General features: G+C 60.7%; 15 protein-coding genes. 8 read left to right on the top strand and 7 right to left on the bottom strand.

Features of this window, described 5'->3' with window-relative positions:
- Window positions 1–52 precede the first annotated feature (52 nt).
- A complete protein-coding gene (locus AC1DZE_RS03045) occupies window positions 53–364 on the top strand; it encodes a hypothetical protein (RefSeq protein WP_477668379.1) in 312 nt (103 codons plus the stop codon).
- Window positions 365–477: 113 nt separating this feature from the next.
- Here AC1DZE_RS03045 and mpl read toward each other — a convergent pair whose 3' ends face one another.
- Window positions 478–1,905 (bottom strand): UDP-N-acetylmuramate:L-alanyl-gamma-D-glutamyl-meso-diaminopimelate ligase, encoded by a 1,428-nt coding sequence (mpl, locus tag AC1DZE_RS03040; RefSeq protein ID WP_477668378.1) that lies wholly within the window; start codon window positions 1,903–1,905, stop codon window positions 478–480.
- 274 nt (window positions 1,906–2,179) lie between these two features.
- On the opposite strand from mpl, the gene AC1DZE_RS03035 reads away from it, so the two are divergent.
- The 7 genes from AC1DZE_RS03035 (at window position 2,180) to AC1DZE_RS03005 (ending at window position 8,686) form a co-directional block, all read left to right on the top strand.
- On the top strand, window positions 2,180–2,791 hold the full coding sequence (locus AC1DZE_RS03035) for a hypothetical protein (RefSeq protein ID WP_477699763.1): 612 nt from the start codon (window positions 2,180–2,182) through the stop codon (window positions 2,789–2,791).
- Window positions 2,788–3,345 carry a TlpA disulfide reductase family protein gene (locus tag AC1DZE_RS03030; RefSeq protein ID WP_477699762.1) on the top strand — a complete coding sequence of 186 codons (558 nt, stop codon included), beginning with the start codon at window positions 2,788–2,790 and terminating at the stop codon, window positions 3,343–3,345. Before AC1DZE_RS03035 ends, AC1DZE_RS03030 begins: the two co-directional genes overlap by 4 nt.
- Before the next feature lie 346 nt (window positions 3,346–3,691).
- Complete coding sequence (gene accB, locus AC1DZE_RS03025) at window positions 3,692–4,147, top strand: acetyl-CoA carboxylase biotin carboxyl carrier protein (RefSeq protein WP_477668375.1); 456 nt, start codon at window positions 3,692–3,694, stop codon at window positions 4,145–4,147.
- 41 nt (window positions 4,148–4,188) lie between these two features.
- A complete protein-coding gene (gene accC, locus AC1DZE_RS03020; protein WP_457281072.1) occupies window positions 4,189–5,538 on the top strand; it encodes an acetyl-CoA carboxylase biotin carboxylase subunit in 1,350 nt (449 codons plus the stop codon).
- 155 nt (window positions 5,539–5,693) lie between these two features.
- A complete protein-coding gene (prmA, locus tag AC1DZE_RS03015; protein WP_477668374.1) occupies window positions 5,694–6,584 on the top strand; it encodes a 50S ribosomal protein L11 methyltransferase in 891 nt (296 codons plus the stop codon).
- 71 nt (window positions 6,585–6,655) lie between these two features.
- Window positions 6,656–7,765 (top strand): DUF3426 domain-containing protein, encoded by a 1,110-nt coding sequence (locus AC1DZE_RS03010; protein WP_477699761.1) that lies wholly within the window; start codon window positions 6,656–6,658, stop codon window positions 7,763–7,765.
- Between the two features lie 18 nt (window positions 7,766–7,783).
- On the top strand, window positions 7,784–8,686 hold the full coding sequence (locus AC1DZE_RS03005) for a carbohydrate kinase family protein (protein WP_477668372.1): 903 nt from the start codon (window positions 7,784–7,786) through the stop codon (window positions 8,684–8,686).
- A gap of 72 nt (window positions 8,687–8,758) precedes the next feature.
- On the opposite strand, the gene AC1DZE_RS03000 is transcribed toward AC1DZE_RS03005, so the two are convergent.
- The 6 genes from AC1DZE_RS03000 to AC1DZE_RS02975 all read right to left on the bottom strand — a co-directional run bounded on the left by AC1DZE_RS03000 (window position 8,759) and on the right by AC1DZE_RS02975 (window position 16,650).
- Window positions 8,759–9,112, bottom strand: a complete 354-nt coding sequence (locus tag AC1DZE_RS03000; protein ID WP_477668371.1) for a DUF167 domain-containing protein — start codon at window positions 9,110–9,112, stop codon at window positions 8,759–8,761.
- 123 nt (window positions 9,113–9,235) lie between these two features.
- Complete coding sequence (locus AC1DZE_RS02995) at window positions 9,236–9,709, bottom strand: histone H1-like DNA-binding protein (protein WP_431098248.1); 474 nt, start codon at window positions 9,707–9,709, stop codon at window positions 9,236–9,238.
- 199 nt (window positions 9,710–9,908) lie between these two features.
- The gene (locus AC1DZE_RS02990; protein ID WP_477668370.1) at window positions 9,909–11,132 is read right to left on the bottom strand and encodes a ribonucleotide-diphosphate reductase subunit beta; all 1,224 of its coding nucleotides are present in this window, start codon (window positions 11,130–11,132) and stop codon (window positions 9,909–9,911) included.
- Window positions 11,133–11,263: 131 nt separating this feature from the next.
- Window positions 11,264–14,173, bottom strand: a complete 2,910-nt coding sequence (locus AC1DZE_RS02985; RefSeq protein WP_477668369.1) for a ribonucleoside-diphosphate reductase subunit alpha — start codon at window positions 14,171–14,173, stop codon at window positions 11,264–11,266.
- 442 nt (window positions 14,174–14,615) lie between these two features.
- Window positions 14,616–15,215, bottom strand: coding sequence for a 1,6-anhydro-N-acetylmuramyl-L-alanine amidase AmpD (gene ampD, locus AC1DZE_RS02980; protein ID WP_477699760.1), 600 nt, complete (start codon window positions 15,213–15,215; stop codon window positions 14,616–14,618).
- Window positions 15,202–16,650: a sigma-54-dependent transcriptional regulator gene (locus tag AC1DZE_RS02975; protein WP_477668367.1), complete on the bottom strand. Its 1,449-nt coding sequence runs from the start codon at window positions 16,648–16,650 to the stop codon at window positions 15,202–15,204. The genes ampD and AC1DZE_RS02975 overlap by 14 nt, the downstream gene beginning before the upstream one ends.
- Window positions 16,651–16,655: the final 5 nt, after the last annotated feature.

Below are 16,655 nucleotides of genomic sequence, written 5' to 3'. Positions count from 1 at the left end.
AGCCACCAGGCCCGCAAGTCGCCGACCATGAACCCCCGATCAGGAGCCCATCATGCGCAGCGAAGTCAGTGTGACCTTCAAGGACAGCCCGCCGGTGCGGCTGGACCTCAACGAAGTGCAGCCCATGCCGCACGATGTGGCGCGTTGGTGGCTGGACGACCAGTTCACGCAAATGGGCTGTGAGCCGCTGCGGCCCACGGGCAAATTGCTGACCGCCGACAAGGTGGTGGTGGTGGCCCAGGCGGCTGGGCCGGTGAAGTTTGCCGAAGCCAAGTGGGCTCAGGAATTTGCCCGGGCGTCGAGCGCGGCGCTGGGCAAGCCGGTTGTGCATGTAGATGTCACAACATTAAGCATCAGCTTCTAGGTCCCCACGCCTCGATTTTCTTAAGCAATTCAGGCCTCTAGCCAGTGCCAATCATGCGCTGATTGCTGCTAAATTGATAGCAAGACAGGTTTCAGCTCACGGCATTCTCGCCGTCACGCTTTCAGCGCCTGCAGCAGTTTCGCGTGAATCCCGCCAAACCCGCCGTTGCTCATGCACAGCAAGTGGTCGCCCGGCCGCGCTGCGGCCAGCACCTGCTCGATCAGCTGGTCAATGGTGCCGGCCACCTGCGCGCGATCCCCCATGGGCGCGAGCGCGGCGCGCGCATCCCAGTCCAGTCCGCCGGCGTGGCAAAACGCCAGATCGGCCTGCTCCAGGCTCCAGGGCAACTGGGCCGTCATGGCGCCCAGCTTCATGGTGTTGCTGCGCGGCTCGAAGATGGCAAGGATGCGTTCGCTGCCCCGGCCTGCGCTTTGCAGCTGGCGGCGCAGGCCGTCCACCGTGGTATGGATGGCGGTGGGGTGGTGGGCGAAGTCGTCATACACGGTGATGTCGCCGTCTTTGCGCGGGATCACGCCGCGTACTTCCATGCGGCGCTTGACGTTCTGGAACTCCGCCAGCGCCCGGGCCGCGGCTTCGGGCGCCACACCGACGTGCTCAGCCGCCGCGATGGCGGCCAGCGCATTGAGCTGGTTGTGCACGCCGCTGATGCCCCACTGCACATGGGCCACGGCCTCGCCGGCCTTGAGCACATGAAAGTCGTGCGGTTCGCCGTGGGCCATGAAGCCGCTCTTGTTCAGCAGGCCGCTGCCGAAGAGCAGTTGCTCACTCCAGCAGCCCTGGGCCAGCACGCGCTGCAGGCTGGCTTCGGCGGCATTGACGACCACGCGGCCTTGCGAAGGGATGGTGCGCACCAGATGGTGAAACTGCCGTTCGATGGCCGCCAGATCGTCAAAAATGTCGGCGTGGTCGAACTCGAGGTTGTTCAGGATGGCCGTGCGCGGGCGGTAGTGCACGAACTTGCTGCGCTTGTCGAAAAAGGCGGTGTCGTATTCGTCGGCCTCGATGACAAAGGTATTGCCTTCGCCCAGCCGGGCCGACACGCCGAAGTTCAGCGGCACGCCGCCGACCAGGAAACCCGGCTTCAGCCCGGCAGCTTCGAGAATCCAGGCCAGCATGGCCGTGGTGGTGGTTTTGCCATGCGTGCCAGCCACTGCCAGCACATGGCGTGGCCCGGTCGGGTGGTGGGTCGGGTGGTGGAGCACATGGCCCGAGAGCCATTGCGGGCCGCTGGTATAAGGCTTGCCGCTGTTCAGGATGGCTTCCATGAGCGGGTATTTGGCGCTGCCATCGGCAAGCCGGGCACGGGACACCACGTTGCCGACCACGAACACGTCGGGCTCAAAGGCCATCTGGTCGGCGCCGTAGCCCTCGATCAGCTCAATCCCCAAACCGCGCAGCTGGTCGCTCATGGGCGGGTAGACGCCGGTGTCGCAGCCGGTCACTTTGTGCCCTGCTTCCCGCGCCAGGGCGGCCAGGCCTCCCATGAAGGTGCCGCAGATTCCCAGAATATGTATGTGCATGGCCTGTATTCTAGGCAGGGCTATCCGCGGGCCTCACACGCCTGGATCCGGTGGCCAGGCGAAAATTCAAGGAAAAAGTGCCTCCCGGCCAATATGGATAAGCGCAACCAGCTATTGATTTCATAGCGGTCGGGTGTGCCGTGGGCTGGGGTGAACTTTAGCGTCTGGCGGGAACCCAACCCAAGGCACAATCGCTTCGCCCACACCCGCATCATTGATCCGCATCACCCATTGACCTTCGATTTTGGCCTTTCCTGGCCGAAGCCAGCCGATCTTGACACCTCATACCCTTAAATCCGAAATCGCCGCCACGGCCGCAGCGCTGGTGGTGGAAGAAGGGCTGGAATATGGTCCGGCCAAACGCCGCGCCGTCAAACAGATGGCCTTGCCGGCCCGTACCGAGCTGCCGGGCAATGACGAGCTGGAAGACGCCGTCCGCGAATACATCGCACTTTTCTGTGCCGACACCCAGCCCGCCGAGCTGGCGGCCCTGCGTGAACTGGCGCTGGTCTGGATGGAGCGGCTGGTGCAATTTCGGCCCTACCTGGGCGGCGCCGTCTGGCACGGCACGGCCACCCGGCTGTCCGACATTTACATCCAGCTGTTCTGCGATGACCCCAAATCAGCCGAGATTGCCCTGATTGAGCACAATGTGGACTACGAGCCGCGTACCGTGACCGGCTTTACCGGCGACAGCGTGGAAGCGCTCAGCCTGCGAAGTGTGTGCAAACCTTTGAATGAGACGGTGGGCGTGCACCTGATGGTCTATGACCACGACGACCTGCGCGGTGCCCTGCGGCCCGATGCCAAAGGCCGGACCCCGCGGGGCGACCTGGCTGCCGTGCAAAAATTGCTCTCCCCCCAAACCGGAACTTCAAACACGTGAATCGCAGAAACATGCTTTATGGCGCCGCCGCCGCCTTGGCCGGCCTGGCGGGTGCAGGCGTCGCCTGGTGGAAATTCCAGCCCCATGCAGTGGATGAAAAGGTGGTGGTGCCTACTCCCGGCAGCCCATCTGGCAGTGCGACCGACGCATTCTGGAGCCTGAACTTCGACACGCCCGACGGCAAGAACCTGTCCTTGAGCAGCTTTCGCGGGAAGCTGCTGTTGGTGAATTTCTGGGCCACCTGGTGCCCGCCCTGCGTAGAGGAATTGCCTTTATTGGATTACTTCTATCAGGAAAATCGCGATAAAAACCTGCAAGTGCTGGGTTTGGCTGTCGATCAGCCCAGCGCGGTGCGAACCTGGCTGCAAACCAGACCGCTGCATTTCCCGGTCGGCATGGCCGGCCTGGGTGGAACGGAGCTCAGCAAGTCACTGGGCAATATCGCCGGCAGTTTGCCTTTTACCGCGGTGTTCAGCGCCTCGGGTGAACTGCTTCACCGCAAGATCGGCAAGGTCCTGCCGGAAGACCTGGCGCTCTGGGCCAAGCTCAATTAGGCGCAAGGCATTGCTGATGGGCCGTGCTGCATCGAAACCTTCGGTAACAGCCGGGAACAGCCTCTAACGGTATCTTCCGCGGGGTTTTTGAGGCGGAGCGGCCAGCCGCCAGACGGTTGGGAATGGCCTCCGGCTTGATGTACACTCTGCGCTTTCCCGGGGTAAGCCGCCTGGCTCGTCCCCCGCAGTAATTAACTGATAAGCGCTTTAAAGCGTAAAAGCAGAAAGTAAGTGAAAAAAGAAGGAAGATCGGTGGCCGCGTCAAGTGCCTGCCGTTTCCAGCCTTTCAGTCAAAAAAGCTGCGCCGAGATCCCGCGCCAGCATCTACCGTCGTTGGAGAGAACCTATGGATTTAAGAAAACTCAAGACCCTGATCGACCTCGTCTCAGAGTCCAACGTCTCCGAGCTGGAGATCACTGAAGCCGAAGGCAAGGTGCGTATTGTCAAATCCAGCGGCGCCCCCCTGGTGATGCAGCAGCCGGTTGCCATGGTAGCAGCTCCCGCAGCGGCGCCTGCGGCCGGCGCGCCTGCCGCACCGATCGCCGAGGCGGCGCCCGCAGCCCCCGCCGGGCATGCCGTCAAGTCGCCCATGGTGGGCACTTTCTACCGCTCTGCCAGCCCCGGCGCCAAGCCTTTTGTCGAAGTGGGCAGCGTCATCAAGGAAGGCGAAACCATCTGCATCATTGAGGCCATGAAGATCCTCAACGAGATCGAAGCCGACAAATCGGGCACTGTCACCAAGATTCTTTCGGAAAACGGCCAGGCTGTCGAATACGGCCAACCCCTCTTCATCATTGAGTAAGCGGGCGCCTTGCCTCCTTTCCAAACCAGGCTTACCGACGCATGTTCAAGAAAATACTGATCGCCAACAGGGGTGAGATTGCCCTGCGCATCCAGCGCGCCTGCCGCGAACTCGGCGTGAAGGCCGTGATGGTCTATTCCGAAGCCGACCGCGAGGCCAAATACATCAAGCTGGCCGACGAGTCGGTCTGCATCGGCCCGGCGCCTTCCAAAGACAGCTACCTCAACATGCCCGCCATCATCTCGGCAGCCGAGGTGACGGATGCTGAAGCCATCCACCCCGGATATGGTTTCCTGAGCGAAAACGCCGACTTCGCCGAGCGCGTGGAAAAAAGCGGCTTCAAGTTCATTGGCCCCACGCCGGAATCAATCCGCATCATGGGCGACAAGGTCTCGGCCAAGCAGACCATGATCAAGGCCGGTGTGCCCTGTGTACCTGGCTCCGAAGGCGCCTTGCCCGATGACCCGGTCGTCATCAAGCGCACTGCCAAGCAGGTCGGCTATCCCGTCATCATCAAGGCGGCCGGCGGTGGCGGCGGGCGCGGCATGCGCGTGGTGCATACCGAGGCAGCCCTGCTGCACGCGGTGCAGACCACCAAGGCCGAAGCCGGCGCGGCTTTCGGCAACCCCGAGGTCTACATGGAGAAATTCCTGCAGAACCCGCGGCACATCGAAATCCAGATTCTGGCGGACCAGCACAAGAATGCGGTCTGGCTGGGTGAACGCGACTGTTCCATGCAGCGCCGCCACCAGAAAGTCATCGAAGAAGCGCCGGCGCCCGGGATTCCGCGCAAGCTGATCGAGCGCATTGGTGAGCGCTGCGTCGCCGCCGTCAAAAAGATCGGCTACCGTGGCGCGGGCACCTTTGAGTTTCTCTACGAAAACGGCGAGTTCTACTTCATCGAGATGAACACGCGTGTCCAGGTCGAGCATCCGGTCACCGAATGGATCACCGGCGTGGACATCGTGCGCACCCAGATCATGGTGGCGGCCGGTGAAAAGCTGCCTTTTGCCCAGCGCGACATCCAGCTCAAAGGCCATTCGATTGAATGCCGCATCAACGCGGAAGATCCCTACAAGTTTGTCCCTTCGCCGGGCCGTATCACGACCTGGCACACGCCGGGCGGACCGGGCGTGCGGGTGGACTCGCATATTTATGCCAACTACTTTGTGCCGCCCAACTATGACTCGATGATCGGCAAGATCATTGTTCACGGTGATACGCGTGAGCAGGCGCTGGCCCGCATGAGCACGGCGCTGGCCGAAACCGTGGTGGAAGGCATCAACACCAACATCCCGTTGCACCGCGAACTGATGGTGGACGCCAAGTTCATGGACGGCGGTACCAATATCCACTACCTTGAAGAGTGGCTCTCCAAACGAGAGAGATAAAGCCCCCACGGTGGATGTGGCCCCCACGATCGCTCACTTCGTGTAGCTTCCTGCCCCCCGAGGGGGCCGCCGCGCCTGCGGTCTGGCAAAGCCAGTCCCGCGGCCCCGGCTTGAATTGAATACCTGTCGCCTCGGCGTACAACTGGTGATGAACGATGTTTGAACTGATCCTGCTGGCTCCTGTCGACGAAGTCGAAACCCTTAGCGAGGCGCTCGACGCGCTCGACGCGCTCAGTGTGTCGGTGGAAGACGCCGATGCGCAGACGCCGGCTGAGCAGGCTTTGTTCGGTGAACCCGATATGCCACCGCCCAGGGCTGGCTGGGAGCGTTCGCGAATCGTCTCGCTGTTTGCCACTGAAACTCTGGCGCGCGATGCGGCGGGCGTGCTGGCTGCCCAGGACTTCTTTGCAGCCTGCAGCGTGGTGGCTGTTCAGCCTGTGCCGGAACAAGACTGGGTGCGGCTCACGCAGTCGCAGTTCGCGCCGGTCGATATCACCCCCGAATTCTGGATCGTGCCGACCTGGCATGAGCCGCCTGCCGAGGCCAAACAGGTGATTCGCCTGGATCCAGGCTTGGCCTTCGGCACCGGCACCCATCCGACCACGCGCATGTGCCTTCGATGGGTGGCTGGTCAGGGCGCTGCAGGCAACAACCTCGGCCGTGTCCTGGATTACGGCTGCGGTTCCGGCATCCTGGCCATTGGTGCGGCGAAGTTCGGCGCGACCGAAATCGATGCCGTCGACATCGACCCGGCTGCCGTGGAGTCGACGCGCGCCAATGCCGAAGCCAACCATGTGGTGCTCAATGCTGGGCTTCCGGAGAAGGCGTCTGGCAAATACCAGATCGTGCTGGCCAACATCCTCGCCACGCCGCTCAAGGTGCTGGCGCCGCTGCTGTGCGCGCATGTCGAAAAGGGCGGCCATCTCGTGTTGGCCGGCATTCTGGATCGCCAGGCGGAGGAACTCAAGGAAGCCTACGCTCCCTATTGCCAGCTCACTGTGCACGATGCGCAAGAAGGCTGGATCTTGATGACCGCCGGCTTCTGAGCCGGCCCAATCCCGCGCATGGCGGTTTTCAGGCCGTCAGCGGGGGTGAGCCCCCTACAATACAGCGCTAAATGAGCCTGATTACGCGCTGCCCCGCATGCGGCACGATGTTCAAAGTCGTGACCGACCAACTCAAAGTCTCACAGGGCTGGGTGCGATGCGGGCATTGCGCTGAAGTCTTTGATGCGTCCGCGCATCTGCTGCCGCGTGACATGGCATCGCCCGTGCCCGCCGTACCGTTTGCGGTCGCGGACACCGAACCCATGCCGCTGCCGGAATTTGTCCCTTCTGCGCCGGCGCCGCCAGTCGTGGCTGTTGCCGCTGCTGCGGAATCACAGGAATGGGCGCCGGCCAGGTCATTTGCCGACCGGGTGCCGCTAAGGCCTTCCGGCACTGGCCCTGCCGATGCGCAGGACAGTGCGGCTGATTTTGACCCTGTACGCTGGAAGCGGGCCCAACAGGAACGCCAGCAGGATCCGCTGGAACTGCCTGATAGCGTGTTGCCGGATGAGCCGCCAGCCCGCCGGCCGGTGATGGTGCGCCCGGCGGTCGACGATGATTCCAGTTTTGCCTTTTCGGACGTGGACTCCGGCATGCCGGATTCGCGCGTGGAGCACGATGTGTCTTTTGTGCGGGAGGCCAGGCGCAAGGCGTTCTGGAAACGGCCGCTGACCCGGTGGACCATGGCCTTGTTATCCCTGCTGCTGCTGGCCGTGCTGGTCTTGCAGTGGGCTGTCCAGCAAAGGGACACGCTGGCCGCCCTGGAGCCCCGGCTCGTGCCGGCGCTTCAGGGTATTTGCGGCCAGTTGCACTGTGACATTCGTGCGCCGCGGCATATCGAGTCGCTGGTCATAGACAGCTCCACCTTCAACCGCATCGGCCCTGATGCCTATCGCCTCAGTTTTACGCTCAAAAACACGGGTGTGACGCTGCTGGAAATGCCGTCCCTGGAAGTGACCCTGACCGATTCGCAGGACCAGGCCGTGGTGCGCCGCATCCTGACGCCGGCACAGTTTGGCGCCAAATCGCCGACCCTGGCCCCCCGCTCCGAAATGCCCGGCCTGGTCATCATGAAAATATCCGGTGATGCGGACACTGCAGCTGCAGCGTCGCCGCCGTCTTCTGCGCCGGCGGCTCCCTTGCGAGTGGCTGGCTATCGTGTCCTGGTTTTTTACCCCTGATTGAAACGAGAGAACTGAATGTCTGCTGTTATTTGTGGCTCCCTGGCGTTTGACACCATCATGACCTTTGAGGGGCGCTTTTCGGAGCAGATACTACCCGACCAGTTGCATATCCTGAATGTGTCGTTTCTGGTGCCGGCGCTGCGCCGCGAGTTCGGTGGCTGCGCCGGCAACATCGCCTACAGCCTGCAGCAGCTTGGCGGCAAGCCGCTGCCCATGGCCACGGTCGGCAGTGACGGCGCCGAGTACGTGGAGCGCATGAAGACGCTGGGCATCAGCACGGAATTTGTGCGGCAGGTGGGCGACACCTATACCGCCCAGGCGATGATCATGACCGACCGGGACAACAACCAGATCACGGCTTTTCATCCGGGTGCCATGATGCAGGCCCATATCACCCGCATTGACGCACGCGATGACATCAAGCTGGGCATTATTTCGCCTGACGGGCGCGATGCCATGCTGCAGCATGCCGAGCAGTTCAAGCTGGCCGGTATCCCCTTCGTTTTTGATCCAGGCCAGGGCCTTCCCATGTTTGACGGCAAGGAGCTTTCCCACTTTGTGGAACTCTCCACCTGGGTGACCGTCAACGATTACGAGGCCAAAATGCTGTGCGACCGCACGGGCCTGTCATGCGCCGAATTGTCCCGCCGGGTGCAGGGCCTGGTGGTGACGCTGGGCGCGGAAGGTTGCGAGGTCTGGATTGGCGGCGAGAAAACCCTGGTGCCACCGGTAAAGGCCGGATCAGTGGTCGACCCGACAGGGTGCGGCGACGCTTTTCGCGGGGCTTTGCTGTTTGGCCTCGAAAAAGGCTGGACGCTGGACCGCTGCGCCGCCTTGGGGAACCGGGTGGGTGCGCTCAAGATCGCCACGCGCGGTGGCCAGAACTACACGTTGAATTCCGAACAAATCAGTGCTTGAGCAAGACAGAATGGGCGCCGCCAGCTATTAAATTAATAGCATGCGATCGTTCCCTTGTCGTAGGCGGCGCGGCTATGGCTCGCGGTGGTCCAATGCTTTTAGCCATTCATTCCATGCAGCCTGGCTTGCCGCTTCAGCGCTGACGCGCAACTGCTTGCGCCTTGAGGCTTCTCCGCGGGCCAGCGTGACCGCCTGCTGCGGAACGCCAAGGCAACCGGCCAGCCATTTCACCAGCGCCTGATTGGCTTTGCCGTCCACGGGCGGTGCCTGCAATCGCAGGCGCAGCGCCTGCTGCCCGGCCTCTCCATGCAGGCCCATCATCTCGGTTTTGGCGGCGTTGGGCACCACATGGATGCCGATCAGAACGTCCCCATTCTTTTCCCGTCGCAGAAAAGGAAGTTCGGGCAGCGCGGGGAACGGTTTCATGGCTGGAGTGGTCCGGCGGCGGTAAACAGGGGTGTCAATTGTGGATGGCCTCAGGAACGGTCCAGCCATGAAAAAAGCCCGACATCTTTCGATATCGGGCTCTAAGCAGAATTACCTTACTGCTTACGGCTTGCTGGCTGTCGGAAACGGCCAGGCAGCTTGCGGGTTCAGAGTAGTCTGAGCCGCAGGGGCAGCCGCTGCAGCGGGTGCTTTCGCAGCTTTGGCAGCAGGTTTTTTCGCGGCTTTCTTCGCAGCGGGCTTTTTCGCTGCTTTCTTGGCGGCAGGCTTTTTCGCAGCGGCTTTCTTCGCCGCTGGTTTCTTCGCTACCTTTTTCGCGGCCTTCTTGGCTGCTGGCTTTTTCGCTGCAGCTTTCTTGGCTGCTGGCTTCTTGGCCGCTACCTTCTTGGCTGCTGGCTTTTTCGCTGGCGATTTTTTCGCAGCTGGCTTTTTGGCCGCTACTTTTTTCGCTGGAGCTTTTTTAGCCGGAGCTTTTTTCGCTGCTGCTTTTTTCGCAGGAGCCTTCTTAGCCGCTACTTTTTTCGCAGGGGCTTTCTTTGGAGCAGCTTTTTTAGCCGCAGTTTTTTTCGCAGTTGCCATAGTTTTCTCCTTGATCACGTTGCAAAGAGCACTTCACGGTTGGAGTACGTAAAGCGATTCACGGCGTTGGGCCCCGGATAAACCGGTCCCAGCGCCGCGAACACAGGAGCAAAGCCCAACGCGCACTCTTCGGTGCTGTCACTGGTCATTGCAATTCTTGAAATCATTGTTCGCTTGTCTCGCGTATTTTTCTGGTCAATCAATCCCAGGAAAGGGCACCACCGGACTGGTACTCGATCACACGGGTTTCAAAGAAGTTACGCTCTTTTTTCAGGTCGATCATTTCGCTCATCCATGGGAACGGATTCTCCTCGTTGGGGAAGAGAGTTTCAAGTCCGATCTGCGTGGCACGGCGATTGGCAATGTAGCGGAGGTAGCCTTTGAACATGGACGCATTGAGGCCGAGCACGCCGCGCGGCATGGTGTCTTCGGCGTAGCGGTACTCCAGTTCGACGGCTTTCATGAACAATGCCTTGATCTCGGCCTTGAACTCTGCGGTCCAGAGATGGGGGTTTTCCAGCTTGAGCTGGTTGATCAGGTCGATGCCGAAGTTGCAGTGCATGGACTCGTCGCGCAGGATGTACTGGTACTGCTCGGCGGCGCCGGTCATCTTGTTCTGGCGACCCAGGGCAAGAATCTGCGTGAAGCCCACGTAGAAGAACAGGCCTTCCATCAGGCAGGCAAACACGATCAGCGACTTGAGCAGGGTCTGGTCAGCTTCGGTAGTGCCGGTCTTGAAGTGAGGGTCGGAAATCACTTCAATGAAAGGAATCAGGAACTGGTCCTTGTCCTTGATCGATTGCACTTCGTTATAGGCGTTGAAGATTTCGGCTTCGTCCAGGCCCAGCGATTCAGTGATGTACTGGTAGGCATGGGTGTGGATGGCCTCTTCAAAAGCCTGGCGCAGCAGGAACTGGCGGCATTCGGGTGCCGTGATATGGCGGTAAGTGCCCAGCACGATGTTGTTGGCAGCCAGCGAGTCGGCGGTCACGAAGAAACCCAGGTTGCGCTTGACCAGACGGCGTTCGTCTTCGGTCAGGCCGTTCGGGTCTTTCCAGAGCGCGATGTCGCGCGTCATATTTACTTCCTGCGGCATCCAGTGGTTGGCGCAGGTGGCGAGATATTTTTCCCAGGCCCACTTGTATTTGAACGGCACCAGCTGGTTGACGTCGGTCTGGCCATTGATGATGCGTTTGTCGGAGGCCTTGACGCGTTGTGCCTTGGCGGGTGCGGCGGCAGACGTAGAAGGTGCTGCAGCTTGCACAGGTGCGAACGCGCCGTCGTTGAGCATGCGCACTTGCGCCTGGGGCTGCTCGGCAGTGTTCAAAGAAAGAGGCGGAAGTTCCATCGAGCGGCCTTCAGGCAAGCCGCTGTTGTGAGATGTTTGCAAAGATGGTTTGACTTCTTCGTCCCAGGTCAACATAGAGGTTTCCAATACTTTGGGATTATGAAAGCAGCGATACAAAATGAAAAGTGTTCATTCACATCGCTACAAAATTGTGTTGCTCAATTACATCGAATCGTGCGATGAAGCTCAGCGCACGATTCGGTTTTTTATTGGCAGGCCTCGCAACCTGGGTCATCGATTGCACAGAATTTGATGTCGGTCGCGGGCGATGCACTCATCTGCGCCTGCGCTGCGGCGGCTGCCGCTTCGAGCGCGCTCATGCCGCCGCCTGCCGTCGCGGTACCCGATGACACCGAGTTCATCTTGCCTGCGGTCACGGTCGACTTCTCGGCGTGCGTCGCGCTTTGCGTGCGCAGGTAGTAAGTCGTCTTGAGGCCGCGCAGCCAGGCCAGCTTGTAGGTGTCGTCGAGTTTTTTGCCCGAGGCGCCTGCCATGTAGATATTGAGCGACTGCGCCTGGTCAATCCATTTCTGGCGGCGCGCTGCGGCTTCCACAATCCAGGAGGTCTCGATCTCAAACGCCGTGGCGTAGAGGGCTTTGACGTCTTGCGGGACGCGGTCGATGGGGCGCAGGGAGCCGTCGAAGTGCTTCAGATCCACCACCATCACGTCATCCCACAGGCCCAAGCGCTTCAGGTCTCGGACCAGGTAATGGTTGATGACGGTGAATTCACCCGACAGGTTGGACTTGACCGACAGGTTGCCAAAGCAGGGTTCGATACAAGCATCCACCCCAATGATGTTGGAGATGGTGGCTGTGGGCGCAATGGCCACGCAGTTGGAATTGCGCATGCCGTCTTTGGCAATCTTCTTGCGCAAAGCGTCCCAGTCAAGGCTGGCGGAGCGGTCGACTTCCACATAGCCGCCGCGCTGCTCGGCCAGCATGTCCAGCGTATCCAGCGGCAGGATGCCCTTGTCCCATAGCGAGCCTTTGTACGTGGCATATTTACCGCGCTCTTTGGCCAGTTCGGTCGATGCCCAGTAAGCGTGGTAGCAGACAGCCTCCATGGATTTGTCGGCGAACTCGACAGCTTCCTGGGAAGCGTAAGGCACGCGCAGCTCGTACAGGCAGTCCTGGAAACCCATGATGCCCAGGCCCACAGGGCGGTGGCGCATGTTGGAATCGCGGGCCTTCTTGACGGCGTAATAGTTGATGTCGATCACGTTGTCCAGCATGCGCATGGCCGTGGTGATGGTCTTTTTAAGCTTCTCGTGGTCGACTGCGCCGTCCTTCAGATGCTGGACGAGGTTGACCGAGCCCAGGTTGCAGACGGCGGTTTCGGTGTCGCTGGTGTTGAGCGTGATCTCGGTGCACAGGTTGGACGAGTGCACGACGCCGGTGTGTTGCTGCGGCGAGCGCACATTGCAGGCATCCTTGAACGTGATCCAGGGGTGGCCGGTTTCAAACAGCATCGACAGCATCTTGCGCCACATGTCGGTGGCCTGCAGCTTGCGGGATGGCTTGATTTCGCCGCGCTCGGCCTTGGCTTCGTAGGCGGTGTAGATTTTCTCGAAGTCCTTGCCGAACTTGTCGTGCAGGTCGGGTGTGTCCGACGGTGAGAACAGCGTCCAGGTGCCTTTTTCCATCACGCGGCGCATGAAGAGGTCGGGAATCCAGTTGGCGGTGTTCATGTCGTGCGTACGGCGGCGATCGTCACCGGTGTTCTTGCGCAGTTCCAGGAACTCTTCAATATCCAGGTGCCAGGTTTCCAGGTAGGCGCAGACGGCGCCTTTGCGCTTGCCGCCCTGGTTGACCGCCACGGCGGTGTCGTTGACGACTTTGAGGAAAGGCACGACGCCTTGCGATTCGCCGTTGGTGCCCTTGATATGGGCGCCCAGGGCGCGCACAGGCGTCCAGTCATTGCCCAAGCCGCCGGCAAATTTGGACAGCAGCGCGTTTTCCTTGATGGCGTCGTAGATGCCGCCCAAGTCGTCGGCGACGGTCGTCAGATAGCACGACGACAGCTGCGAGCGCAGCGTGCCGGCATTGAACAGGGTGGGCGTGCTCGACATGAAGTCGAAGGACGACAGGATTTCGTAGAACTCGATCGCGCGTTCTTCGCGGTTGATCTCGTTGAGCGACAGGCCCATGGCCACGCGCATGAAGAAAGCCTGTGGTAGCTCGATGCGCTGTTTGCGCACGTGCAGGAAGTAGCGGTCAAACAGGGTTTGCAGGCCGAGGTAGTCAAATTTCAGGTCGCGTTCGGGCTTGAGCGCGGCGCCCAGGCGGGCCAGGTCGAACTGCTGGAGCTTTTCGTCGAGCAGCTCGTTTTGTACGCCCTTGGCGATGAACTGCGGGAAATACTCGGCGTAGCGAATCGCCATGTCTTCCTGACTGACTTCTTCACCCAGCACCTCGCGGCGGATGGTGTGCATCAGCAGGCGTGCGGTGGCGTAGGTGTAGTCAGGGTCTTTCTCGATCAGGGTGCGCGCTGCCAGGATGGACGCCTTGTAGACTTCATCAATGGGCACACCGTCATAGAGGTTGCGCATGGTCTCGGCAACGATGGGGTCGGGCTTGATATCTGCGCCCAGGTTGGCGCAAGACGCTTCAATCAGAGCCTGCAGGTTGCGGATGTCCAGCGCGACGCGGTTGCCGCGGTCGGTCACATGGATCAGGGGCGCCGCAGGTGCCTGGGTTTGCGGCTGGCGTGCACGCTCTTGCGTGCGCTTCTCGCGGTACAGCACGTAAGCGCGGGCGATTTCATGGTGGCCGCCGCGCATCAGGCCCAGCTCGACCTGATCCTGAACGTCTTCTATATGAAAGGTTCCGCCGCCTGGGCGCGAACGCATCAGGGCGCGGATGACCGCCTGGGTCAGGCCGTCAACGGTTTCGCGGACGCTGGCCGAAGCCGCACCCTGCGTGCCATGCACGGCCAGGAAAGCCTTCATCATGGCCACGGCGATCTTGTTGGGTTCGAACGGCACCACGCCGCCATTGCGGCGGATGATCTGGTAATGGGCGAGCGGGTTGCTTTGCGCGTTGGTATCGCCGGTTGCTGGGTTGCTTGCCAGAACGCTCGACGTGACGGGCACCGCGTGTTGTGCAGTTTGCATGACTTCCTCTTTGCTTTGTTTTATGGGTGGTTTGATGTGCTGTTCGGGGTCTCTGGATATATTGAGGTATTGCACAGGCCTATCAACCTGCTCCTTCATTTCCTGACCCGAATTACATCAAACTGAATTAGGGCTTAGACACTATACCTAGGGTATGGAGGGAATACAAGCCACTACAGGTAGTGTATCGCTGACTAAATGCACCGTTACGTTTTGTGGCTTTTTAGGCCCCATTCCAGACGCCTCGATCAGGGCTTGATGGTGGCTCGTTCAACTTCGCTGAAAGCCTGATGCCATCAGGCTTGCGAAGCTGATGCAGCGTTGTGGCGCGGCTTTTCGCGGGCTTGGATTGAGAGCGCCGGTCACTGCTGGCGCGGTAAAAATAACCGGAAATTTCCACAGCAAGACGCACCGCAATGGTGAGTGCGTGCAGGTGCACCAGTCACATGATTTCGGGAAAACACCTAGCCGGTGACGACAGCGAGTTTTGCAGCAGAGGCCAGTTGAAGCCAAGGCCCGGGTCCTGCTTGCGGCCGGGTGCAATGTGCTCGTGCCCGGCGATGTGCTCAATGGGATAGCGCTGCAGAAGCGAGGCGCACAGCCCGGTCAGGGTTTCATACTGGGATGCTTCAAAGGTATCTCCCTCAAGGCCTTCCAGTTCGATGCCGATGGAATCGTCGTTGCAGTTGGTGCGTCCGCGGTAGCTGGATTCCCCGGCATGCCAGGCGCGGTCGTCACAGCTCACAAACTGCCACAGAGCGCCGGTTCGGGCGATGAAAAAGTGCGATGAAACCTGCAGGCCGCGAATGCCCTGAAAGTAAGCGTGTGCCTCCCAGTCGAGCTGGTTGGTGAAAAGGCGCTGGACGTTGTCATTGCCGAACTCACCTGGCGGCAGGCTGATGGAGTGGATGACGATCAGGTCGATTTGCGCGCCGGGAGGGCGTGGACCAAAGTTGGGCGAAGCCAGTGCGCGTGCGTAGCGGTACCAGCCGTTTTGCCACAAAGGCCGGGGAAGGGCATTGGGGCTTTCAGGCGGGGTCATCAGCAGGGTCAAGTCCATCGGCCAGGTCGTCATTGCCCGGCGTGGCGATATTCAGGCGTGCAATGCGGTAGCGGATCTGCCGCAGGCTCAAACCCAGCCTCGCGGCGGCGGCGGTACGATTGAAGCCGGTCTCCAGCAAAACCTTGGTCAGGATGTTTCGCTCCTGCCCGTCCAGATAATCCTGCAGGTTTTCCGGGACGGCGACGTGCTCTTCGACCGGCGCATCAAAATGCAGCATGCTTCCTTCGCCGAGCGCCACGGCCCGGTGCAGGATGTTTTCCAGCTCCCTGACATTGCCGTTAAAGGGCCTGGACTGCAGCTGCTCCATCACGGCATCTGTCAACTCGGGCATCTTGAAGCCGGACTCCTGGCAGATTCTTGACAGCAGGGCAGTGCAGAGTGCCGGCAAATCCTCCCTGCGTTCGCGCAAGGCCGGCACGGCAATTTCAATCACATTGAGCCGGTAATAAAGATCCTGGCGGAATGTCCCTTCCTGGGCTTCCGCCGCCAGGTTTTTGTGCGTTGCGCTGACGATGCGCACGTCAACGGTGTCCTCCTGCGGCGAACCCAGCGGCCTGACGGTGCGCTCCTGGATGGCGCGCAGAAGTTTGGATTGCATGGCCAGCGGCAGGTCGCCAATTTCATCGAGAAACAAGGTGCCGCCCTTGGCTGCCTGGAAGTAGCCTTGCCGGTCCTGCGCTGATCCGGTGTAAGCGCCCTTTCGTGCACCGAAGAACTCCGCTTCGAGGAGGTTTTCGGGTATGGCGCTGCAATTGACGGCTACAAAAGGCCCTGTCGCGCGGTGGCTGCAGCCGTGTACGGCGCGTGCAACCAGTTCCTTGCCGGTGCCCGATTCCCCCTGAATGAGGACCGGCGCCATGCTTCCCGCCACTTTGACGATGCGCGACTTGACGGCGCGCATGACGGCAGACTCACCCACCAGTTTTTGCAGAATCTGGGTGCCGTCCCCGCTTTTTTTCTGGGCGGAGGGGGCGGGGCCGTGTTCCGGTGCGCTTCGATCGCTTTTGGCCTGTAGTGCAGGATGCTTGGCACCCTGCACGGCGGATGCCACGACACTGCGGAATTGTTTGAGGTCGACCGGTTTCGTGAGGTAGTCAAACGCGCCGGCCTTGAGTGCTTCCACCGCATTTTCGGCCGAGCCGTGGGCTGTAATCACCACGCATCGTTCGGGCCTTTGCTGGTCTATCATGTCTCGCAGTAATTCGAGGCCAAGGCCATCTGGCAGGCGCATATCGGTGATCACAGCATCGAAGTGATGCGCCTTGAGCTGCTCCCGGGCCTGCAGCAGGTCACCGGCTGCCTCCACCCGATACCCTTCCCTGAGCAGCGTCAGTTCATACAGGGTGCGCAAATCCGGTTCATCGTCAATGACGAGGATACGTGCCTGCTGGGGAACGGGAATGGGGGTGCTCATGGTTT

The sequence above is a fragment of the Polaromonas sp. P1_F1 genome (genome assembly GCF_056405795.1).
Note: the sequence above shows the minus strand (reverse complement) of the source record. Positions and strands in the feature narration are given on the sequence as shown.